This window comes from Streptomyces stoeckheimensis, assembly GCF_045822005.1.
Taxonomy (GTDB): Bacteria; Actinomycetota; Actinomycetes; order Streptomycetales; family Streptomycetaceae; genus Streptomyces; species Streptomyces stoeckheimensis.
The window spans coordinates 59,837-82,106 of the sequence record NZ_CP169553.1 but is presented as its reverse complement, the minus strand read 5'-3'; the positions used below and the strand labels follow the sequence as shown (position 1 = coordinate 82,106).

The window sequence follows — 22,270 nt, the reverse complement described above, 5'->3', positions numbered from 1 at the left end:
AGATGCCGGAACTGCATGCGCGGCTCCTCGCCGACGTGCTCGCGCTCGGATCCCCCTACCCCCTGGTCCTGACCGGCGGCTACGCGGTGCAGGCGCACGAGCTGCTGGAACGGGTCAGTCAGGACCTGGACCTCGCTACCGAGTCCCCGACCCCTATGGACGAGATCGCCGAGGCCGTGCGCGCGGGGCTCACGGAGCGGGGCTGGCAGGTCGCCGAGGTCGAGATCGCCCCGCTGTCCGCCCGCTTCCAGGTCACCGACCCGCTCACGGGCGAAGCGTGCGAGGTCGACGTGCTGAAGGAGGTCTTCTGGCGGCCGATCGCCCAGAGCGCCTACGGTCCCGTCCTCGCCGAGGAGGACGTGATCGGCACTAAGGTCCGCGCCCTCGCCGACCGGGGCGCCGCCCGCGACTTCCTCGACGTGTACGCCGCCTCCCGCCGCTGGACCACCCCCGACCTCGAAGAGTTTGGCCGCCGCCACGCACGAGGCCGGTTCAGTCCCCAAGACCTCCAGAGCCGCCTGGCCGGCGCTGACTGGATCGACGACGCCGAGTTAATTGCCTACGGCCTCGACGAGAGCGCCATGGCCGCCCTGCGGACCTGGGCGCAGCTCTGGTCCGACGACCTCGCCCGCCGGCTCCACGAAGACGATGCCGACCGGGACTGACTCACTCCCAGCAGTCGGCCAGGATGCCGTCGCCGTCCGGGCTGAGTGACCCGTTCCCGGCGAAGCGCGGGCCACCCATCAAGAAGCGGATCCGCTGGTGTCGAGCTTGGTCATCGAGTCCCGCGGGCCTGATGGCGGCGCCTTCGCCTATCCGAGGTGGTGGACGGCGATGCGGGCGCCGACGAACCGTCCGGCTGCGGCCGCCTCGCGCATTAGACGGGTCTTAGTACGCTGATCGTCTGCGGGGACGTCGCCGATTCCTGCCTTCCCCACGTACATGACGCTCCAGCCGTAGTCCTCGACGCCGACGATCCACTGGGCCGGGGGGTGGATCGGGCCGGTGTAGAAGATTGTTCCGTCGGGTTCCATCACCGTCAGGTCGGAGGCGTTGTCCGGCCCCGGTGTGGTGTAGGCGGCCAGCCACTGGTCCGCGCGCGGAGGGGCCTGGCGCATACGGCCTACGGGGGAGAAGCCTCGGGCCAGGACGCGGGAAGCCAGAACGTCCATGAGCTCGGATCCTGTTCCCGTGCGGAGGAAGACTGGGGCCCCGATCTCCGCGAAGAGGGTGGGGAGCACGGCGCGGCCGTGGTCGACGGCAGAGGCGGTCATCAGCATGGGGACCCCCTCGTCCGGCGCCGCTAGCGCGGACGCGGTGCGAGGGGTGCGGGCTTCGGGAATCCGGACGACGGCCGAGGCGTGGCAGCGGGCGTGCGCGTACCGGACGTGGGCTACGTGGCCGCCGATCCGGACGACCACGTTGGCCGGCTCATCCGGATCGATCCTCGTCTCGCAGCCGACGCACACCGCGTTGGCGAGGGTGACCGCCCCGGCCTGGGCGATACCGTCGGGCCCGAGTACGGCGCGTACATCGGCGCTCATACGAATGTCGGTCATTCATCGCTCCCGGAGATCGATCCACTCCGCTCTACTGGTACCCAGTGCGGCAGATCCACGCACAGCCGGCGGGCAACTGGCCGGACCCGCGCCGCCCGTGTGAGCAACCGCCGCCACTCGTGAGGGCTCGCCGGGGTGCGGGGACGGGTCCGGTGGCCTGCGCCGGCAGGGGCGTGGTCGGGGTCCGTGCCCGTGCCGCCAGCGTCTCGATCCCCGCGCCCCGGCTCTTCCGGTTCCGCGAGGCACCGGTGGGCTCACGGTGTACGGACCAGACGGTGTCCGCGCACCGACGTGGCCGGGCCGCCTACCACGACCACCCCCTTGGACGCCCCGAACACCAGGGGACGCCTCGGCTCATGGCCACCCCCGCCCAGGTCACCAGGCCGTCCATCCGCCGCCCGACTAGAGCCGGCGAGTTGACGGGGGACTACCGGTGATGTCACCAGCCACCCGGTGAGCAGCGGGCCTGTAGGGCTGTGACCTGCGACGGGGAGGTCGTGGTGAGTCACCGTTCCAGCTGTAGCTCACCTGTGATGTCGGAGGGATTGCTGTGGGGAGCGATCCGGTGAGGACGCCGCCGTTCCGTGGGGCAGAGCAACTCCCCTCCCACGGAAGGCGTCACCATGAGTCCCACTCCCCTACGCCGTGGCCGTACGGCCCGGCGGACACCCTCCTCGTCGGCTGTGTCTCTGCGCCGATCCCGCCCCGAGACCGTTCCGGGCCGCCGCCCGGTCTCCCGCGGGCCCCGCTTCGCTCGGATCGGGATCTGGACCGCGCTCGCGGCCGGTCCCCTGGCCTTGGCCGTCGCCCTGGCCGCGCCGGAGGCAACGGTGGCCCAGGCCGCACCCACCGCGCGCGTCTCGGACGACGTCCGTCTTCCGGCCGAGCCGGGCGGTGTGGCGGAGATGTTCGTGGAGCTGTGGCTGCGCTCCGACGCGGCCGCCCCTGACAGCAACGTGGCGGTAGCCGTGCGGGCGCTGGCCCCACAGGCCCAGCTTCCCAAGAGGCCGCACTCCGAGGTAGGTGCCTTGGCGTCGGCTGTTCGTGCGGTGGCGGTGCGGACGTCGTGGGCTCCTGGCGGCAGGTGGACGGCAGTGGTGGCGGCCTACGGCGGCCGCGATCAGACGGCGCCAGCGGCACCGGGAAACCCGGTGGCGGGCGACGTCGCGCTGGTGCGGTACTTCGCGGTGTCCGGGACCGGCGGGAAGGACGGCGGCCCGGTCGCGATCAACGGTTCGCCGGCGGAGATCGCCACCCCGGGCGCGGTCGCGGTGCCTGACTCCGTGTTCACCCACCGCGTCCCGGCCTCGGGAGCGTTGGCGACCTCGCTGGGCGAGTTCGTCCGCGCCTACCTGGGCGGTCAGGGAGCAGGGCTGGAGCGGTACCTGTCGCCGGGGCTGGAGGTGTCCGCGCCCAAGGCCGCTCCGTACGTACGCGTGGACGTCGAGGACGTAGCCGCGGACGCCGAGTCCGCCGTCGAGGCGACGGTGCCGGCGGACGGGGCTCGGGCGCGGGTCCGGGTCCGGGTGATCGGTGAGGACCGGGCGGGGGTGCGGTGGCCGCTGGTCTACCGGCTGGAGGTGACCGCTCGGGCAGGACGCTGGGAAGTCAGCGGGCTGGAGGCCGGCGTCACCGCGCCGCCCACGGGCTCGACGTCCCCCTCCGCTGCTGCTGTCGCGGGCGGTGCCCGATGAATCCGACGAACACCGTGATGCTGGCGGGCAAGCTCGATGAGCTGGGCGACTCCCTGCTCGGGACGTTGGGCGACTGGGGCGACAACGGGCTGAAGGTCGCCCTGACGGTGCTCGTGCTCGCCGCCATCGTCCGCCAGTTCTCCGTCAAGGCCGCAATCGGCGCGGTCCTCGGGCTGATCGTCGTACTGAGTCTGTATGCCGCCCGCAACGAGCTCGCGGCCATGTTCTCCGACGAGGTCAAAAACCCGGCCAACGTCACCGGATCCAGCACTCTCGTCGTCAGCCCCCGCGCCACGGCGGACGGCCGCGGGGGTGTTCTGTGAGCACGGCCACGCGGACGCGTGTCGCGCGGGTCTACACGAGCGCGCGCCGGCATCCGTGGGTGCTGGGCAAGCTCGGGGACTGGACGATCTGGTTCGGCCCCTACACACCAGCGCAGCTGGTCGTGATGGGCGGCGGCGCCTTCACGCTGATCAAGACATACGCCTGGTGGTCGTGGGCAGGGCCGGTGCCGATCGTGATCTGGCTGGTCGCGGTGTGGGCGGCGCGCGGCGCGCAGATCGCCGGACAGAACCCGTTCACCGCGCTCCTCGGGGTGCTGACCCTGCTGGCGCGGCATCCGGCCGGCCGGATCAGCGGGCACGTAGCCCGCGACCGGCGACCCTCCTGCCTGCGGGGCCGGTTCGTGATCGAGGCAGCACCCGAAGTGCCGCCCGGCGTACCGGCCGTCGAGCCCGAAGGGGCCGCAGCACGCCACCGTGCGGCTGCCGGCTCAGGCCTGTCGCGGCTGCTCGCCGATACGGCCGGGCCTGTGGGGAGGGCGGCGTGATGCGGACCCTGTTTCGGCATGTCGCCGGACACCTGCTGTGGTCGCCCACAGCACAGGTCTGGGCGGTGTGGCGGGTGACCCCCCTCCCGGGGGGCTACCTGCCTGCCGCGGTTCACCAGGAGCTGCTGGAGCGCATCACCTCGCTGGTTCGTTCCATGCCCGGAATGGAACCGCGCCTGTTCGTGCTCGCCTCGCGCACCGATCCCGGTGAGGTCGCCGAGCGGATGACGGCGGGGACGCAGTGGTGGGAGCTGGCGGGGTGGGCGGAGACCTGCGCCGCGGCCGTTGACCTCCTGACCGGTGAGGAGATGCACGAGCGGACCCTGTGGCTTGCTGTGCCGTTGCCTGGCCGTGGCGGCGCCGTGACGGCGTCCCTCGCCGGCCTGTACGCGGAGCTGTCCGCGGCGCTGGACCTTGCGCCGATTGCGGTCTCCGAGGCTGAGGTCCAGGCGGCGTTCGCGGAAGCCGACCGGATCCAGACCTCACTCGGTGGCGGCCTGGGGCTGCGGCCCGCATCAGCGGCGGAAATCGTGTGGATGGTGCAGCACGCGGTCCACCGCGGGCTCGGTCAGGAGCCGCTCCTCTCGGACGCCGAGCAAAGCCCCCACTACGGCAGCCGGGTCCGTGCGGGAAAGCTGGACTCCCCCTCGTACGCCGATCTAGGCGCGATTCGGCTGGCCGAGGGCGGCCAGGACACCCGCAAGGAGACCAAGACGGCGAGTGGTCCGTGGTGGCGGTCGGCTGGAATGTCCTCGCCGGTGGGCCGGCGATGGCTGCAGGTCGAGTCCGAGGCCGGGACCGGCTATCAGGCGCACCTGGTCCTGGCGGAGCTCCCGCCGGCGGTGTCGGTGCAGCACGCCGACGTCCTGGCCCAGCTGGAGGGACTCTCGTTCCCGGTGGACGTTGCGGTGGACCTGCGGGTGGTGGCGGCGAAGAAGGCCCGCGCCCAGGTCCAGCGCAAGAAGCGCGAACTGCTGGACCAGTCCGGACAGTACGGTGCGCAGCCCACCGGGATGCCGCACTCGCTGCCGGAGGCGGCCGGAGATCTCGCCGAGCAGGATGCCCGGATGGCGAGGACCTCGGTCGAGGTGGAGGTCCAGTCCGTGACCGTGCTCTCCGTGTGGGGGCCGGACGCTGCGACCTGCGACGCGCGGGCGAGGACGCTGTCGGCGGCCCTGGCCGGCGGTGACTACCGGCTGGTGCGTCCGTACGGGATGCAGGAGGAGCTGTTCGCTCTGGGGCTGCCGGGCGCGGTACGAGCACCGAAGCTGCAGCAGTTCACGCAGCACCAGCTCTCCGAGGACTGGGCCGCGTGCGGTGCTTTCACACTGTCGCGGGTGGGTGACCCGGCGGGGATGATGGTCGGCCACGACCTGGATAGCGGTACTGTCCGGCCCGTCCTGCTGAATCCGGCCGATGCTCCGCAGGTCAACGCTTCCGCGTCCAGCGCGGTGGTCGGGGACCTGGGCGGCGGCAAGAGCGTGTTGGAAAAGCTGGTCACCGGCGCGGTGGTGGACCGGGGCGGGCGGGCCATCGTCATCGACCGCACCCCCATCCGGGAATGGGCGGCTTTCGGGCAGTCGGCGATGGGTGAGCGCTGCCAGGTCATCGACGCCGCCAAGGCCCGCATCTCCATCGACCCTCTGCGGGTGTTCGGCGGGCCGGTCGGCGCCCACTACGCCTTGTCCTACCTGGCCTTGCAGCTGGGGGTCGGGGCGATGACGACTGCGGGTGCCGTCTTGCACCACGCGGTCGAGGAAGTCGTGGCCGGGCCGGAGCCGTCGATGGGCAAGGTCCTGGGCGTCTTGTCCGCGCTGGCCGAAACCGGCGGGGGTACGACCCGTGGGGACACCGCAGCCACCATGGCCGACCTGCTGCGGATCGTGCGCGGAAACCCCCTCGCGGCGATGGTCTTCGACCCGGACCTGCCGCCGGTCACCTTGGACGGGGACCTGGGCGCCGACCTGGTCGTCTTCACCACCACCGGCCTCACTCTCCCCCCGAGGGAGGCCTTCGCCAATGCGGAGGTGCTGCGTCAGCAGCCGCTGGAGGCGCTGATCGGGCGGGCGGTGCTGTACCTCATCGCGGCGATCGCCCGGCAGGCGGCATTCACGCAGCCGGAGCGGTTCTGCACCGTCGTGGTGGATGAGGCCTATTGGCTCACCTCCTCGGCGGAGGGAGCCGCGCTGGTCCACGAGATCTTCCACGACGGCCGTAAGCACGGTGCCGGCGCCTTTCTGGGCGCCCACGACGAGGCGGAACTCGGCCCGGACCGCGCGCTGATCGCCTACCGGTTCCTCGCCCGAACCACCGACCGGGGCCGCGCCGCCAAGGGACTTGCCTTCCTCGGCCTGGACGGCGAGGACGAGGACCTGCTCCGGCTGGTCACCACCGGCCTTTCACCGGTCGGCCAGGCGGGGCGCGAGGGAGAGATGCTGCTGCGCGATCCGCGGATGCAGGTCGGCCGGATCAAAGTCGTCGTCCCCCCGGTGCCGCGCATCAAGGAATCCATCTACACCACGCCCGGCCGCTCCGTACGGTCCGAGGCCTCCGGGGGGAAGCGATGACCCGCACGAACGGTATTCGGCTGCTGCTCGTCACGGCCGCCACCTTGCTCCTGCTCACCTGCACCGTCGCGGCCTGGGCACTGCCCCACACCCGCCCGACTGCCCCGGCGTCGCTCACCGCGTCGGCGGCGGGGAAGCCCTGCGGGCGGATCATCGGCCCGGCCCGCGACTACTGCATGCGGAACACCAGCCCCTCGGTCGCCGCGGCGCCCGCGCCGGAGCGGGCGGCGTTGTGGCCCGGCGTGCGCGATGCCCGTGCTGGCCTGCTGTTGTTCTCCACCGCTGCTGTCGCGGCCGCCATCGCTCTCGTGTCCACCGCTGGGCGGCGGCTGTGATCGCGCGCTTCGGCCTGGACCGGGGAACGCTACGGGCGGCCGGGTTCGTCGCGCTGATGACGGTCGTGTTCCTCACGGTGAACACCGCCGTTGCGGCCGCAGCCGACGGGACCGGTGACGCCGCCGGTGAGGGGCTGCTGGGCCCGCTCAACATCGCCAGCTCCGAAGGTGTCCCGCTGGACGGCTACGAGCTGGGGGCGGACGGGGGCACTGCCCTGAACGTCGTCGGGCAGTTCCAGGTGCTGGTGCTCGGGGGACTGTTCTCTCTTGCACGGCTGCTGGTCGGGCTATCCGGCTGGCTGGTCGACTTCGTCTTCGACTTCCCCCTCCTGCGTCTGCTGGCCGACCCCGCGCAGGACCTCGCCGACACCTACAACACCCACGTCGTCGGCGCCTTGGGCCTCAAGGGCCTCCTGCTGGGCTGGGCGTTCATCTTCGGCGGCATCGTGTTCATGCGGGGGAAGGCCGGCACCGGCCTCGGGGAGATCATTTTGACCCTGGTGATCGCGGCGTTCGCCGCGAGCGCCTTCATCCGTCCCGACTACCTCCTGGGGCAGGACGGTCCGCTCAATCAGGCCCACGAAGCAGCCATTGAGGTCGCCCAGATCACCACCCGCAGCTACTTCGGCGAAGACGGAGCGGGCGTGTGTGCGGCGGCCGTGGGCCCCATGCGCGACACCTGCTACCGCGAGGAAGCACAGGGCACGGGCGTGGTGCAGCCCATCCAGGACGCGCTGACCGACGCCCTTGTTGTCAAGCCGTACATGTTGCTCCAGTACGGCACCGTCCTCGACCCCAAGGACCCGGCCGACAAGGCCGCCTACGAAGTCCACCTCAAGTGGGTCGCCAAGCTCGACAGAGGCAAGCCGGGCACGGGGAAGGGAAACCAGTGCCGGAAGATCAAGGGCCCCGCGCGGAACTACTGCTTGGGCATGAAGCCGCCCCCGATCGGGCTGACTCCCCAGGATCCGACGGAGATGCCGTGGGACCGCAACACGGCCGACCCCGAGTTCATGAAGATGCTCGCCGATCTGGAGAAGGCCGGGGAGCGGGGCAAGGAAGCCGCGGCGTACGCGAAGGAGCCTTCCTGGGATCGGGTCGGCGCCGCCCTGCTGCTCCTCGTCGCTGTCGTGGTGATCGCGCTGATGGTCATGTCGATGGTCCTGGTCATGTTCGGCGCCCAGGCCGGCGACGCGGCCGCGGCTGCCTGCGGGGGCGTGGCCTGGGTGTGGGCGATGCTGCCGGGCCCCTCCCGGATGGCGCTGTGGCGCTGGTTCGGGGTGTTCGTCGTCTCGGTGATGGTGTCCTTCGTGGCCGCGATGACGCTCCCGTTGTTCGGGATCACCGTCCACGTGGTGTTCTCCCGCAGCGGCCCCGATCTGATGGTGGAGCGGCTGCTGCTCCTGGACGCGATCGCGGTGGCCTTCCTCGTCTTCCACCGGCGCATGATGGCCGCCGCGTCCACGTTCGGGCAGCGCATGACCACCCGGATGCGGTTTGCGAAGATCGGCGGCAGCCACCTCCGCGGTGACAACAGCGAGTTCGGCGCCGCCCTCGCAGTCCACGGACCCCGCCCCGGCGCAGGCACCTTCGGCATCGGGGGCTCCGCGCCCGCGCACAGCGCGTTCGGAGCGCGCCTGCGCTCGATGGGAAGCCTCGCCGCCCTCACCGACCCCGCCGGCCTGCCGTTCGCTCCCGGCCGCGCGATCGGGGATGCACTCGCCGAGGGCCGCCGGGGTATCGCGCCCCTCGCGCTGGCCCTGCGCGGCGCGCATTCCCTGCTCGTCGGTCCCCCGCCCGCCCGCCACCCTGCGGCCAACACCCTCCAGCAGGCCCCTGGCGGCCAGCCGCACCCGGCGGGAGAAGTACAGGTCGACCAGCAGACCGGGGAAGTCCTGCACGACCCGGCAACCGACCGGCCCCTGCTGGGGTCCCGTATCCATCACGGTGCCTCGAGGCTGCGCGGCTACCGCGTCGCCCACCGGGCCGGCCGCGTCGCCTACGGCGCCACCATGGGCCTGCCCAGGACCCTCCACGCTGCCAGGACGACGACGAGCGAGTTCACTCAGGACGCCTTGACCCAGCTCCGCGTGACGCGCAGCCACCTCAGCGACGACGCCTTCGCCTGGGGCCAAACAGGCCGGGCCGTGCGGGACGGTGTGGACCACGCCGGGCAGCGCCTGGCCACCGCCTGGCAGGTCCACGACCCCGCCAGCACCGTCCGCGCCGCCGCCGTCGCCGCCGCCATCCACACCGCACCCCTCACCGCCGCCAGCCGTACCCCCCGCCCGCCGACCACCTACTCCGCCCCGCCCACTCCGGGCGGCCATCGGGTCGACCCCGTCCCGTGGGCCCGACCCGATGTCGCTCCGCATCCTGCAGTGCCCTCGCACATGCACCGTCCCGGCCCGCCCCTCAGACGTACCGGGGAACCCCGAACGGGCACCGCCCCGTCGCGATCCGTGCGGGCCGCGGATCCAGCCGCGGAGGCGAACGCCGCGCGGTTGCGGGCGATTTTCGAGGCCCGCGCCGCCGAGCGCCGCCGCCGCGAGGGCGAGGGCGAAGGCCCGTGAAGCGATGGAAGAAGATGGGCTGCCTGGGCGTGCTCCTGCTGGTGGCCGCTGCCTGCTGTACCGCTCCGGTCCTGCTGTCGGCCGTCGCAGGCCAGGCCTCGGCCGGGCAGGGCGCCCCGCCGAGCGCGGGTGCGGCCGGCATCCCGCAGCGGATGCTCACCGCCTACCTCACCGGCGCCGCCCAGGTCACCGCACACGTCCCTGAATGCAGGGGAATGCGCTGGCAGATCCTCGCCGGGATCGCCCGCGTGGAGTCCGACCACGCCCAGGGCCGGCAGATCACCCCCGTGGGAGACATCACCCCTCCGGTGATCGGCCCCCGCCTGGACGGATCAGGAGCAGGCGGCAACACCACCGCGATCCCGGACACCGACGGCGGCCGCTGGGACGGCGACAGCGAGTTCGAGCGCGCGGTCGGCCCGTTCCAGTTCCTTCCCGCCACGTTCGTCGCGAACGGCGTGGACGGCAACGCCGACGGCGCGCTCTCCCCGCACAACGCCGACGACGCCGCCGCCTCCGCAGCCGTCTACGTGTGCGGCAGGGGCCGCAACCTCACCGACCGCGCGCAGCTTCGCGCGGCCCTGTACACCTACAACGCGTCGTGGGCGTACGTGGACGACGTCCTGTCGGGCATCGACCGCTACGACTCTCTGGGGAACACACCCGCCGTCCCCTCGGGAAACGTCGGGACGCTCATCGCGGCAGCCCTCGCCCAGCAGGGCGTCCCCTATTCCTGGGGCGGCGGCGGCCCCAGCGGCCCGACGACCGGGATCTGCTGCTCCCCCGGTGGCCAGGACGGCCGCACCGTCACCGGCTTCGACTGCTCCGGACTGACCCAGTACGCCTACGCGCAGGCCGGCATCACCCTCCCCCGTACGGCGGCCGCCCAGGCCGGCGCCGGGCAGCGCATTCCCGCCGCCGCCGGATTCGCCGCACTCCAGCCCGGTGACCTCGTCTTCTACGGCTACAGCCCCACCGCTGACTCCACCATCCACCACGTCGGCATCTACGTCGGCGACGGAAAGATGATCAACGCACCCCGGCCGGGTAAATCGGTCCGCATTGACCCCGTGACGGCCATGCCCGATTACGCGGGCGGGGCGAGACCGCTCTGAGTTCTCCAGCTGGAGCGGCGACGGACTGTCCGCCACTGCGCCCAGCTCGCCGCGTCTTCGCGCCGTTGACCTGCGATGGGGAGGTCGGAGCGGGCGGCTGGGGAGTCACCGCCGCAACTGTTTCCCACCCGTGATGCCACGAGGGTCACTGCGGTGAGCAGACCGGTGAGGACGGCGTCGTTTCGTGGGACAGACCCCAACCCCTTCTACACGAAAGGCCTCTTCATGGCTGCTCGGGCACCAGCCCCCGTGCACGGCACCCGCACCCGGTGGTCGGGAGGCCAGCTCCTCACAGCCGCTGCCCTCCTCACCGCGGCCGGCACCTTCCTCCTCCACTCCGGACTCAGCGGCAGAGGCAGCGCGGGGGTGGCCAGCGGGGGGCATCGACCCCAGCCAGCACCCTCCTCGCAGGCCGAACTCCCCGTTCCGAAGCCGGCTTCCACGTCCGTAGGGCAACAGGTCGAGCCGGCGCACTCCACCACCCAACCGCAAGTCCTCAGCCAGCACACACCCGGCCGGACCGCGTCGCCGTCCGCCACCGGCCACACCGCTCTCCCCTCCTTGCCGTCGGGGCCGGCTGAACTCCCGCCGCCCGGTTCGGGACCGGCCGCCGACCCCCTCATTCAGCAGGCTCTGGACCAGGCCAGCGCGGCGGACCTGTCTCCCGTGGCCGAGCAGCAGGTTCTCGCTCTCGGCCGGACCGCGTGGCTGGCCGAGACCGTCGGCTACACGCAGGTGCGGATCCAGGCCGCGACCGCACGCCGCGACACGTCACCCCCGACCGGCACAGGCCCCGGCCCTGGCCCTGGCCCGCGGGAGCCGGTGCGGGCGGTGGTGCGGCTGGTCTGGGCCGGAGCCGACCCGGCAGGGACCTTCCTCGACGGCCGCACCGCGACCGTCCGCTTCACCCAGAACGGAGACGGATCATGGAACCGCACCACCTAGCCGCACCCGGAGTTCTCCGCGCGGGCGCCGAACTCATCGCCTTCCTCGTTGCCTTCGCCCACTGGGTGGTGGCGAACTCCTGGTGGCTGGTGCTGGTCGCGGCCGCCACTTGGGCCGGATGGGAGGCCTTGCAGCGGCGTCTGGCCGCCGCAGCCCTGTCCCGGCGCACGTACTTCGAGCTGGTGCCCACCGGCGAGTTCGACCCGAACCCGGAGCAGATCTGGCGCCAGGGGATGCAGCTGATCCGCGCAGCCGGCTCCGGTTCGTGGTGGACGCCCCGGCGGGCCCGCGCGCTGCGGCTGCGGCTGCGCGCCGACGGATCCCGCCCCCTCTCCTACCGGCTCGAGGCACCCGCCTCGGCGTACGCGCTGCTCACCCAGACCCCGTACGGCGACCGCGTCCAGGTGAAGCCGGCCAGCCCGGTCGCCGACAAGCACCGGGAGCACACCGTTCGCGCGGTGCTGGCCCTGCACGGGAAGCCCGGATCGCGCCTGCGTGACGTCCCGCTGGACCCGGATCCGCTACAGCCGCTGATCGATGCCGTCGCCGACCTGAACGCCGAGCTCGGGGATCTGGCCGAGGTGTGCGTCGACCTCTCCCCCGCCTCCCGCTGGCAGCTGGCCGCCCACCGCTTCCGCACGATGCAGCAAGCCCGCAACGAGGCGCGCCGTGAAGCCCGTCGTGAGGCCCGCTGGCTCACACAGGACTCCACCGACAGCGCGTCCGTCGCTCTGGGCCGGCTCCTGGATCCGGCGGAATGGCGCGGGACCCGCCGCGGGCAGATGGTGATGTCGCCCCAGCCCCGCCGCCTCGACCGGGACACCGTTCTGGGCAAGCTCGCGCACACGCCCGGGCTGGTGCGGGTGCAGATCCTGGTGCGCTGCGCCTCCGACGACGCCGGACGCGCAGAGTCGCGCCTCGTACGGATCGGCGCGGCCATGGACGTCTACGCGGGAGCCTCCCAACTCGCTTCGAAGGGATGGTCCCTGGGCCCAGTACGGATCGGCCCCGACCAGTGGCCGTGGCGGACGCGCTTCGACGCACGCTGGGCCAGCGGACGGATCCGACCGGCACGGTCCGGATGGGCGCACATCGAGGAACTCGCCGGGCTCCTCAAGCCGCCCACCCGCCAGGCACAGCTGCCGCTGATGGAGAGCGACATGCCCACCTTCGAGCGGGGCCAGGACCTCCTGCCACAGGGCTGGCACCGGGGCCCGGACGGCCGGGAGCGGCTGCTGGCCACCCACGAGGACGACACCCTCTTCGAAATCCAGTCCGGCAAAGCCGGCTGGGGCAAGACGATGCGCGCCCTGGTCCATGCCGTCGCCAGCGCCCACAACGGCCGCGGGCTCGGGTTTGTCGACCCCCATGGCGACTCCCTCGCCGACGCGGCCCGCTACCTTGCCCACGACGAGATCATGGAGCGGATCGCTCTGTTCGACCTGACCGTGAGCGACCCCGACGATCTGCTGGGCTGCTGGAACCTCCTCGATATGACCCGCGGGCAGCCGCCGCACGAGGTGACCGCCGCGGTGGTCGAGGCGTTCGCGACGGCCCTGGGATGGGACGACGCGGGCACACCGCGGGCGCTCACCGTCATGACGAAGGCTGTCGAAGCGCTCGTAGCCGTCAACGCGGCCGCCGTCGCAGATCGTGTTCCTGAGCAGCAGGCGACCGTGTTCCAGATCCGGCCGCTGCTGACCGACCCCTCCTTCCGGGGTCTGGCCGTGGCCGTTCTGGACGAGGAGAGCCGCCGCTGGTGGACGAGCATCTTCCCCGACCTCCCCAAGGAAGCGCTGCCCACCGTCCTCAACCCCCTGGAGCGACTGGGCGCGAACCCCGTCATCCGCGCCTTCTTCGGCTGCCCCGTCAGCGGCTACGACATCCGCCGCGCCATGGACGAGGGCCAGGTGCTGTGGATCTGCCCGCCGGGCACCGGGCCCACCGACCGGCTGCTGATCTCCCTGATCGTCCGGGACTTCCTGCGCGCCGGCCTCTCACGCCGCGACCTCCCCGAGAAGAAGCGACGGCCCTTCCGCCTCTACCTCGACGAGCTGATCTCCCTCGACCAAGGCTCCGACACCGTCCTCGCCGAGATCACCGAGCAACTACGCAAGTTCGGCGCCCGCCTGCACGGCATGACCCAGCTAATGACCCGCCTCTCCCCCACCACCCGCGCCGCCCTGCTACAGAACTCCTCCTGCCTGTCCACAACGGCCGGCTCCATCGAGGCCATCACCCAGATCACCAACCAGTGGCCCGGCGCCACCATCACCCCCCGCGACGTCGCCGGCCTCCACCGGTGGTGGCACTACGCGTCGTTCACCGTGGACGGCGAGCGCATCGGCCCCCTGCGCATCCGCGGCCCCGAGCTCGAAGAAGTCTTCGGCGACCTGGCCCGCCGCAAGGAGACCACCGCGCTGTACCAGGCCGCGCACCGCAACGCCGGCGCCCGCCCACTCGGGCAGCGCACCGAGGAGGCACTCGCCCAGGAGACGAAGGTCCGCGACTTCCTCACCACGAAGCGCACCACACCCGCCACCCCGGCCGACGACGCAAAGGACCACCAGTACCGATGAGCCCCACCCCCACGCTCCAGCCCCCCACCGGCGACACCCACGCACGGCGAGCCCTGGCCCTCATCTCCCAGTACCGGCTCCTCACGAGCACCCAGCTCCACCAGATGCTCACCCCCCACACCCCGCCACGGAAGATCCACAACGTGCTCGCGCCGCTGCGCGAGGACGGCCTGATCACGCACACCGCCCTGGGCGGGAAGAAGGGGATGCACGCCTACTTCCTCACCGCAGCTGGCGCCCAGACGGTCGCCGACTGGCCCGAGCTCCGCGGCCGTACCCCCACCACCATCCAGAGCTCCACCGCGGCCTCCCTGCGCGCCGCCCACACCCTTACCGGTGTCCGCGCCCATCTCGCCTTCCTCGCCGACGCACGTGCCCACGGTGACGAGTACGAGCCCCTGGACTGGGTGCCCGAGGTCACCCACCGCCTTCCCGACACCGTCGGGGAAGACCGGCTCATCGCGGACGCCGTCCTCCACTACACCGTCGCCAGCCCGCGCCGCCTGCAGTACCGGGCCTTCGTGGAGATCGACCGAACGACGATGAGCAGCGAACGGCTGGCCCGCAAGCTCATCTCCTACGCCCGCTTCCACAGCTACACCCCACAGCCCGCAGGCCGGCGCGGAAACATCGCCGACCAGGGGGCCATGCTCGCCTGGCAGCGGTTCTACCCCCGCTTCCCCCGGGTCCTGTTCATCCTCACCGGCGCCGCCCGCCCCACCCTCACCAGGCGCATTGAGGACCTGAGGCAGATGACCGCGGACCACGAACTCGTCACCGGTCTCGCCACCCACGTCCCCCTCGGCGCCGCCGTCCTCGAAGACCTCGAAGCCCACGGTCCGCACGGCAAGGTCTGGACGCCCCTCGCCGGCACCACTGAACCCCGTGGCTGGACCCAGCTCTAACCACTCCCCACCCCCACGCGGCGGGCGATCACGGGCGCCCGCTGAATGCCGCCCGCTACGCCAGAGCACAGCTGCCTTGTCCGGCACATCCGATTCCCTGGAGCCGTCAGATGCCCTCACAGCCCGCGTCGCCCTCAGACCTGTCCTCCGAGGAAGGGCCGGACTACCGGCAAGCGCAGAGCGACCACGACGAGCTGATGGACCAAGTCGCCGACCGGGAAGCCCAGATCGAGAACCCGGCTGATCGACTCCTACGGTGAGTACTCCTTCACCTGGACGCGCCCGGAGATTCCCGGTGACTGCGCGCCCCCAGCTGATCGTGAGCGGCAGAGCATCCAGTGGTGAGAACCGGCAGCCAGCACCAGAGAGTTGCCAACAGCAAAGATCTAGCCAGAGTGGCTGATTTCAGACATGATCCGCCGGAATCCCGTCATCCGCCGAGCCGTCCCGCCAGATGAGACAGGAGCTCCGCCATTCATCGATCAATTGGCATATGCGTGAAGGCAATTCAGGGCAAACCGGGCTGTTCGTTTACCCCCGCCCCAGAACGCCATAGGACCCGTGGCGTTGACGTCGTATGGTGCGCTGTACAACGCACTGTGACGGCAACAACACGTTGCACCAGCGATGACGCGGCCGGGGCGGGTGGCTCATACGACCTACCCCACGAGGTGACCACCGGGGAGATCTCCGTGACAACGGCACGACAGCACCACACTCGCACCGCCCACCACCGACTGCTCGCAGTCGCCGCCGTTGCCGTGACCGCCACGGCCCTCACCACCGGGTGTTCCAAGGACGACAAGGGCAAGGCCTCGCCTCCGCCGGCGAGTCCCTCAGCATCTCCGAGCCCGACACCTGATCCCCAGGCAGCCGAGAAGACCGCGATGCTCGCCGTCTACCGGGCCTTCTGGGACGCGCAGTTGAAGGTGTACGCGACCGGGACCATGAAGGACACCGGCATCGAGAAGGTGGGCACCGACAAGGCGTATGCGAAGGTGCAGACCACCCGCATTTACTACGTCGACAACGGCTTCGTCATGACGGGCGCTCCAGGCCTGTCACCGGCGGTGACCCGGGTGGACATGGCAGCCACGCCTCCCAGCGCGACCATCACCGACTGCATCGACAGCACGAACTACATCAAGATTGAGAAGCAGAGCGGCAAGCCGGTGGAGACGTTGGACAAGAACCGGCGTCACGTTGCTACCTACACCGCCTTGAAGATCGGTGGCGCCTGGCAGATCCGCGACTTCGAGATCTCGCGAGACCAGCTGTGCTGAGTCAAAGAGGGCGCGCCCTCGCCACCGCGACGCTGCTCGCCCTGTCGCTGGTTACCTTGCCTGCGGCTGCGGACGGGCCGAAGCCAGGAACAAAGTGCCCACCTGGTGAAGTGGACTGTGACATCAACTCAGGCGGCAAGAAGCCGCCGCGGCCGGGTGACCCTGGTGGAGGCGGGACCGGCGGGGGAAGTGGCGGTGGAGGATCTGCCAAGTGCATGGCCCGTGACGGCTCGGGTGGGACGTTCGAGGTGCCATGCCACAGCGCGGCGGGGTGGTTCGATCCCGGAACCTCCTGCTACTGGATCCTGTCGGATCCTCAGCCGCCCGCCGATGATCCGGTCTGGGCCGGCCGTACGCCGGGCGACGGGGAAATCTATGACGGCACGTGCCCGGGCCAGCCTCTGAACGGGGGCTACCGGTGGTGGCAGAACCCGCCGCCCGGGTACGGCGGGGGCCCCAACCTCGAAGCCCTCGCCGAGGAAGCGGTCACCAAGATGAGGCTGCTCGGCGCGAACATTGGCATCGCACCCAAGCAGGGCGGCACCGGCACGGTCGGCGTGCCCGTCTGGGTGTGGAACGGACCCGGCCCGCAGACGACCGGCCCGACGTCGGCAAGTGCCACGGCGCTCGGTGTCACGGTGACCGCCACGGCAACGGTGCAGAACGTGGTGTGGAACTTCGGCAACGGAACCACGGTGTCCTGCCCGTTCCCCGGTACCCCCTACAACCCGGCGTTCGGTCTTACACCGCCGAGCAACGCCAACGGCCAGTGCGGCACCGCGGGGTACTCCCGGGTCGGCGAGTACACGGTGACCGCCACGACGACTTGGGCGGTGCACTGGGTCGGCGGCGGCCAGCAGGGCGACCTGACAACCACCCGCACCTCCCAGGCCCCGGTCCGTATCGGCGAGCTCCAAGTCGTCGGCCAGTAGCAGCGCTCCTCACAGCCATCGGATCGTCCTTCCCCTCTCTTCTGGAGGCACAGCACGTGAGCACCACCACCTCGCCCGCGCCGGGCCGCTCCGTTCCCGGACCGAGCGGTCCGGGAGCACAGCCGGCGGCCGCACCCCGCTTGGTGCGTCAGCGTCGGCGCCGGCCCGGGCTGATCGCGTTGTCCATCGCGCTGATCGCCGCCGGCGGCCTGTCGGGGGCGTTGCTGTTCACCGCGTCCGGCCAGCGCACCGCGGTCCTGGTGGTGGCACGGGATGTACCGGTGGGTGCCGCGATCACCGACGCCGACCTCGCGCCCGCGTCGCTCGCGCTGGACCCGGCGGTCAAGGCAGTTCCCTTCGCGAAGAAGGCGGTAGTAGTCGGGCAGCGGGCCGCGGTCGCCTTGAAGGCGGGGGCGTTGCTGTCGCCTGGCCAGGTCACCTCGGTGTCCCTGATCAAGGCGGGCGAGCAGTTGGTGGGTGTGGCGCTGAAGCCGTCGCAGCTGCCCGCGAGCCGGCTGGCGCCGGGGCAGAGGGTGCTGATCGTGTCGACGCCGGACCCCAACCAGGGTGCGGCGGCCGGCGGCAAGGCGGTCGAGCCCGCCGCGCCGAAGACGGTGGATGCGACGGTGGTCGCGGTGGGGCTGCCCGCACCGGCCACCGGGATCGTCGTGGTGGACGTCGCCGTACCGGTCGCCCAGGGCCCGTCGTTGGCCGCGCGGGTGGCTACCGGTGCCGTGGCGCTGATCCTGGCTCCGCAGGAGGGCAGCTGATGGCGGTCATCGCGCTGGTTGGCGGCCTGGGTGCTCCGGGGGTGACGACGACGGCGATGGCGCTGCTGATGGCGTGGCCGCTCCCGGAAGGGCACCGGCTGGTCCTGGCGGAGGCCGATCCCGATGGCGGGGCAGTCCTGTCCGGCGCGCTTCAGGGCACGCTGGGCAATACGCACGGGCTGCGAAATCTGGCGCTGGCCGCGCGCCAGGGTCAGCTGGCGGAGGCGTTTTGGCGTCAGCTCGTTGACGTGACCGATGCGGGTAGCCGGGACCGCCTGGTCCTGCCCGGTCTCTATGATCCGGCGCACGCCTCCGCGATGGAGCCGGTGTGGAAGCCGCTGGCCGGGCTGTTCGCGGGGATCGAAGCGCATCAGCATGACGTGATCGTGGATCTGGGGCGTCGGGGAGCGGTCGGGGCCTCGGCGGCGCTCGCGCGGCAGGCCGACGTCGTGGCCGTCGTGGCCCGCAACACCCTGCGGAGCCTGACCCAGGCCGAAGTCCGCCTGGCCGCCCTGCGTGAACAGCTCGGCGCCGGCGCGGACATCGGGCTGCTGATGCTGGACGAGGGGCCGTTCTCCAAGGAGGAGGTCCGCAAGAAGCTTGAGGTGACGGTGACGGCGGTCCTGCCGTGGCGTCCCAAGGAGGCCGCGGTGCTCTCCGACGGGGCTGAGCAGCCCCGTCGTTTCGATGCCGCACCCCTGATGCGCTCCGCGCGGTCGGCAGCCGTGCGCTTGCAGGAGATGGTGGCGATCCGCCGCGCCCGCCTGGCACCCCCTCCCCCAGCCTCTGGCACTGCCCGGGCGGTGAATGGTGCGCGCTAACCCGCTCCACAACGATCCCCAAGTCGCACCCGGTTCGCTTCACGCCCGCCTGGCCGGCCCCCGCACCGCTTTCGGGAACCCAGGGTCGAACGGTGCCATCCCGGTCGACCCCCGACAGGCACCGCCGCTGGGCAGTCCGACGGTCACAGCGGCGCACGCGGTGTCGGTGCCTGTGGTGGATTACTCAGCTGTGCGCCTGATCAAGAAGGAGGTTGGGGAGCGGCTCAGCGACCTGCTCCGCACGCGCCCGGGTATGAGCTTGGGGGCGCAGGAGCAGCAGGGCCGGCATCTGATCAATGAGCAGGTGGCGGTGTGGTCGGACGCTGAGGCGATCAAGCGCGGATTCGGCACGGGTCCGGGCGAGGATGCCGCGATCGCCCAGGCCGTGTTCGATCTCCAGTTCCGGGCCGGCCGGCTCCAGCAGCACCTGGACAACTCGCTGGTGGAGAACATCTTCATCAACGGCTTCGCGGACACCTGGCTGGACTTCACCGACGGCCGCCGTGTGCAGGTGGCTCCGGTGGCCGACTCGGATGAGGAGTTGCGCGAGCTCCTGCACGACCTGGCGCGGCGTACCACCGGCCAGTCGGAGCGGAGCCTGTCGACGGCGGACCCGTTCCTGGCGCTGCGCCTGTCGGACGGGTCACGCCTGCAGGCGGTCACCGGCGTTACTCCGGGCACCTATGTGACGATCCGCCGGCACAGCATGCGCCACGCCAACCTGCCCGACCTGGTGAACCGGGGCATGCTCGACAGCACCCTGGAGCAGTTCCTGCGCGCCTGCGTCCGCGCGGAGAAGAACGTGATGATCGTGGGCGGCCAGGCTGCCGGGAAGACGACGCTGCTGCGCGCGCTGCTGAAGGAGATCGACCCGGACGAGCGGTTCGCGACGCTGGAAACCGAGTACGAGCTCTTCGCGCACGAGAACGGGCATCACCGCCAGGTCGTGCCGATGGAGGCGCGCGAGTCCAACGGTGAGATCGTCGCCGGCCAGGCGGCCGGTGTGATCACGCTGATGGACCTGATGTACCGGGCGCTGCGCATGACGCTGACGCGGATCGTGGTCGGGGAGGTCCGCGGCCCCGAGATCGTGGCCATGCTCCAGGCGATGACGAACGGAGCCGGCGGCAACCTGTGCACCCTGCACGCCATCCACCCGTCCGTCGTCTTCGACCGCATCGCCGAGCTCTACCTCCAAGCGCAGGCCAACATGTCCGAGACGCTCGCCTACCGGCAAGCTGCGAACGGCCTGCACTTCATCGTGTTCGTGTCCTCGATCGACGAGACGAAGATCGGCGGACACCGCCACCGGTTCGTCTCCCACGTCCTGGAGGTCACCGGCATCGGGGAAGGCGGACGCCCCGAGACCAACGCCATCTTCGGGCCGCGCCCGGAATGGGGTGAACACCGGGCGGTGCCGCTCATGCAGCCCCGCTGCATCACCGACCTGCGCCGCGTCGGCTTCGACGGATCCCTCCTCATGGACCCGAGCGGAGCCTGGACGGCCGAACTGCCACTGCTGGTCAAGGAGGCCGGGCTGTGACCGTACTGCTGCTGTGGGTCCTGGCCGGCCTCGCCCTCGCGGGCGGCCTGGTGGGCCTGGTCTACGGGATCGTGGGCACCACCGCCCCGAAGGGACCGGACCTGGCCGCGCGGCTGCGCGCCGGGCGCGGCGCCGCCAGCCGTGACGCCCGGATGGCCCGCCGTACTCGGCTGACCTTCGGGGCTGTTGCCGGCGCCCTGGTGTGGCTGATGAGCGGGGTGTTCGTCGCGGGGGTGCTGATCTTCCTGAGCGTGATCGGGGTGCCCTGGCTGCTCACGCCAACGAAGGCGGCGACAGTACGGATCGGGAAGCTGGAGGCCCTCGGCGACTGGACGCAGCGCCTGGCCGGCACCCTGCGCCTGGGCCGCGGCCTCGACGAAGCCCTGCAGATCTCCCGAAAAGGCTGCCCGGAGGATGTCGCCGCCGAGGTCGGCGACCTCGTCGACCGGCTTCAGGTCGGCTGGCGGCCCGCCGACGCGCTGCGCCAGTTCGGCGACGCCCTGGGCGACGTGACCGCCGACAAGGTCGTCGCAGCGCTGGTGCTGTCGGCCGCCGACCGAGGCCCCGGCCTCGCGCAGGCCCTGGACGACCTCGCGGAGTCGGTCCACGAGGAGGTCGCCCGACGGCGGGCGATCGAGGCGGACCGGGCCAAGCCGCGGACCACGATGCGGTGGATGACGATCATCACCCTCGGCGTCGTCGGAGCCGGCTTCCTCGTCCCCTCCTACACCGCCCCCTACGGCACGCTCCTGGGACAGCTCGTACTCGCCGTCCTCTCAGCCGGCTTCATCGGAGTCCTGGCCCTGATGCGGCAGATCGCCGACACGAAGCCGGTACCGCGGTTCCTGATCGCCGACCCCCGCAGCGCGGTCACCCCCACACCCATTGAGGGCAGCGCCGGTCACGAGAATATGGAGGTGACGGCATGATGCCCCTCGCCGCGATCCTGTCGGGCGCCGCCATCGGCGCCGGCACGGCGCTCCTGGTCCGTGAAGTCCTGCGGCCGGCGCCAGCGCTCGGCCCCGCCCTGGACCGCCTCAACCGTCCCGCGCCCGCGCGCGCCGACATCGAGAGCACCGACCGCGACGAGCGGTGGGGCCAGTGGCTCCTTGAACACCTCGCCGACGTACCCGGCGTGCGGATCCCGTACAAGGACCTCGCCCTGACCGGCGCCACCCCGGCCCGGTTCCTCCTGATGAAGGTGGCCCTCGCGGGGGCCGGTCTGTTGCTGCCGCCGCTGTCCACGGTGCCGCTGCTGCTTCTGGGCCTGCCCCTGTATCTGCCGGCGATCGTTGGGATTGTGGCCGCAGTCGTCCTGTGGTTCGCCCCCGACCTGGCCCTGCGGGACAAAGCACGCCGGGCGAGGGCGGAGTTCGCGCACGCGATGGCCGCCTACCTCGACCTCGTCGCGCTGCGCCGGGCCGGCAACGTGTCCGCCGAGCAGGCCATGGAACAGGCCGCGCAAGTCGGTGAGGGGTGGGCGTTCCTCCGTATCCAGGGGGCGCTGGCCCGCTCGCACGTCGACAAGGTGGCGCACTGGGAGTCGCTGGCCCGTCTCACCGCCGAGCTCGACTTGCCGGTCCTGGACGACCTCGCCGCGATCATGCGCCAGTCCTCCGACGACGGGGCCTCCGTCTACTCCACCCTCCGCTCGCGCGCCAAGAACCTGCGCACCGAGCTCCTGGCCGATCAGGCCGCTGAAGCCAACGCCAACAGCGAGAAGATGACCGCCCCCGGAGCACTCCTCGCGGTCCTGGTGATGGCCCTGATCGCCTTCCCCGCCATCATCCGCATGCTCAACACCTAACCCACACCAGCAA

The 22,270-nt window shown here is 71.5% G+C and carries 20 protein-coding genes; 19 read left to right on the top strand and 1 reads right to left on the bottom strand.

Translation table 11 applies throughout. The features are described 5' to 3' along the window. The first annotated feature begins 2 nt into the window (after positions 1-2). Complete coding sequence (locus ACE1OC_RS43075) at positions 3-665, top strand: nucleotidyl transferase AbiEii/AbiGii toxin family protein (RefSeq protein ID WP_407842179.1); 663 nt, start codon at positions 3-5, stop codon at positions 663-665. A 147-nt stretch (positions 666-812) separates the two neighbouring features. On the opposite strand, the gene ACE1OC_RS43070 is transcribed toward ACE1OC_RS43075, so the two are convergent. Continuing rightward, entirely contained in the window at positions 813-1,559 is a 747-nt protein-coding gene (locus ACE1OC_RS43070; RefSeq protein ID WP_407842139.1) for a hypothetical protein, read from the bottom strand. 683 nt (positions 1,560-2,242) lie between these two features. On the opposite strand from ACE1OC_RS43070, the gene ACE1OC_RS43065 reads away from it, so the two are divergent. From ACE1OC_RS43065 to ACE1OC_RS42980, 18 genes are all read left to right on the top strand, one after another. After that, complete coding sequence (locus ACE1OC_RS43065) at positions 2,243-3,253, top strand: hypothetical protein (protein WP_407842138.1); 1,011 nt, start codon at positions 2,243-2,245, stop codon at positions 3,251-3,253. Continuing rightward, positions 3,250-3,576: a hypothetical protein gene (locus ACE1OC_RS43060; RefSeq protein ID WP_407842137.1), complete on the top strand. Its 327-nt coding sequence runs from the start codon at positions 3,250-3,252 to the stop codon at positions 3,574-3,576. The genes ACE1OC_RS43065 and ACE1OC_RS43060 overlap by 4 nt, the downstream gene beginning before the upstream one ends. Next, on the top strand, positions 3,573-4,082 hold the full coding sequence (locus tag ACE1OC_RS43055; RefSeq protein WP_407842136.1) for a hypothetical protein: 510 nt from the start codon (positions 3,573-3,575) through the stop codon (positions 4,080-4,082). The genes ACE1OC_RS43060 and ACE1OC_RS43055 overlap by 4 nt, the downstream gene beginning before the upstream one ends. After that, entirely contained in the window at positions 4,082-6,649 is a 2,568-nt protein-coding gene (locus tag ACE1OC_RS43050; protein ID WP_407842135.1) for an ATP-binding protein, read from the top strand. Before ACE1OC_RS43055 ends, ACE1OC_RS43050 begins: the two co-directional genes overlap by 1 nt. Next, on the top strand, positions 6,646-6,984 hold the full coding sequence (locus tag ACE1OC_RS43045; protein ID WP_407842134.1) for a hypothetical protein: 339 nt from the start codon (positions 6,646-6,648) through the stop codon (positions 6,982-6,984). The genes ACE1OC_RS43050 and ACE1OC_RS43045 overlap by 4 nt, the downstream gene beginning before the upstream one ends. After that, a complete protein-coding gene (locus ACE1OC_RS43040) occupies positions 6,981-9,557 on the top strand; it encodes a hypothetical protein (protein ID WP_407842133.1) in 2,577 nt (858 codons plus the stop codon). The genes ACE1OC_RS43045 and ACE1OC_RS43040 overlap by 4 nt, the downstream gene beginning before the upstream one ends. Beyond that, positions 9,554-10,672, top strand: coding sequence for an NlpC/P60 family protein (locus ACE1OC_RS43035; RefSeq protein WP_407842132.1), 1,119 nt, complete (start codon positions 9,554-9,556; stop codon positions 10,670-10,672). Before ACE1OC_RS43040 ends, ACE1OC_RS43035 begins: the two co-directional genes overlap by 4 nt. 666 nt (positions 10,673-11,338) lie before the next feature. After that, on the top strand, positions 11,339-11,617 hold the full coding sequence (locus ACE1OC_RS43030) for a hypothetical protein (protein ID WP_407842131.1): 279 nt from the start codon (positions 11,339-11,341) through the stop codon (positions 11,615-11,617). Beyond that, entirely contained in the window at positions 11,599-14,196 is a 2,598-nt protein-coding gene (locus ACE1OC_RS43025) for an ATP/GTP-binding protein (protein ID WP_407842130.1), read from the top strand. Before ACE1OC_RS43030 ends, ACE1OC_RS43025 begins: the two co-directional genes overlap by 19 nt. Further along, positions 14,193-15,101: a replication-relaxation family protein gene (locus ACE1OC_RS43020; protein ID WP_407842129.1), complete on the top strand. Its 909-nt coding sequence runs from the start codon at positions 14,193-14,195 to the stop codon at positions 15,099-15,101. The genes ACE1OC_RS43025 and ACE1OC_RS43020 overlap by 4 nt, the downstream gene beginning before the upstream one ends. Before the next feature lie 110 nt (positions 15,102-15,211). Further along, the gene (locus ACE1OC_RS43015) at positions 15,212-15,361 is read left to right on the top strand and encodes a hypothetical protein (protein ID WP_407842128.1); all 150 of its coding nucleotides are present in this window, start codon (positions 15,212-15,214) and stop codon (positions 15,359-15,361) included. A 432-nt stretch (positions 15,362-15,793) separates the two neighbouring features. Next, positions 15,794-16,384 (top strand): hypothetical protein, encoded by a 591-nt coding sequence (locus ACE1OC_RS43010; protein ID WP_407842127.1) that lies wholly within the window; start codon positions 15,794-15,796, stop codon positions 16,382-16,384. A 215-nt stretch (positions 16,385-16,599) separates the two neighbouring features. Beyond that, positions 16,600-17,316 (top strand): ATP/GTP-binding protein, encoded by a 717-nt coding sequence (locus ACE1OC_RS43005; RefSeq protein ID WP_407842126.1) that lies wholly within the window; start codon positions 16,600-16,602, stop codon positions 17,314-17,316. Between the two features lie 56 nt (positions 17,317-17,372). After that, positions 17,373-18,086, top strand: a complete 714-nt coding sequence (locus tag ACE1OC_RS43000; protein WP_407842125.1) for an SAF domain-containing protein — start codon at positions 17,373-17,375, stop codon at positions 18,084-18,086. Continuing rightward, positions 18,086-18,907, top strand: coding sequence for a hypothetical protein (locus ACE1OC_RS42995; protein ID WP_407842124.1), 822 nt, complete (start codon positions 18,086-18,088; stop codon positions 18,905-18,907). Before ACE1OC_RS43000 ends, ACE1OC_RS42995 begins: the two co-directional genes overlap by 1 nt. Beyond that, positions 18,894-20,450 carry a CpaF family protein gene (locus tag ACE1OC_RS42990; protein ID WP_407842123.1) on the top strand — a complete coding sequence of 519 codons (1,557 nt, stop codon included), beginning with the start codon at positions 18,894-18,896 and terminating at the stop codon, positions 20,448-20,450. Before ACE1OC_RS42995 ends, ACE1OC_RS42990 begins: the two co-directional genes overlap by 14 nt. Beyond that, positions 20,447-21,379, top strand: a complete 933-nt coding sequence (locus ACE1OC_RS42985; RefSeq protein WP_407842122.1) for a type II secretion system F family protein — start codon at positions 20,447-20,449, stop codon at positions 21,377-21,379. Before ACE1OC_RS42990 ends, ACE1OC_RS42985 begins: the two co-directional genes overlap by 4 nt. Further along, positions 21,376-22,257, top strand: a complete 882-nt coding sequence (locus ACE1OC_RS42980) for a type II secretion system F family protein (RefSeq protein ID WP_407842121.1) — start codon at positions 21,376-21,378, stop codon at positions 22,255-22,257. Before ACE1OC_RS42985 ends, ACE1OC_RS42980 begins: the two co-directional genes overlap by 4 nt. Positions 22,258-22,270: the final 13 nt, after the last annotated feature.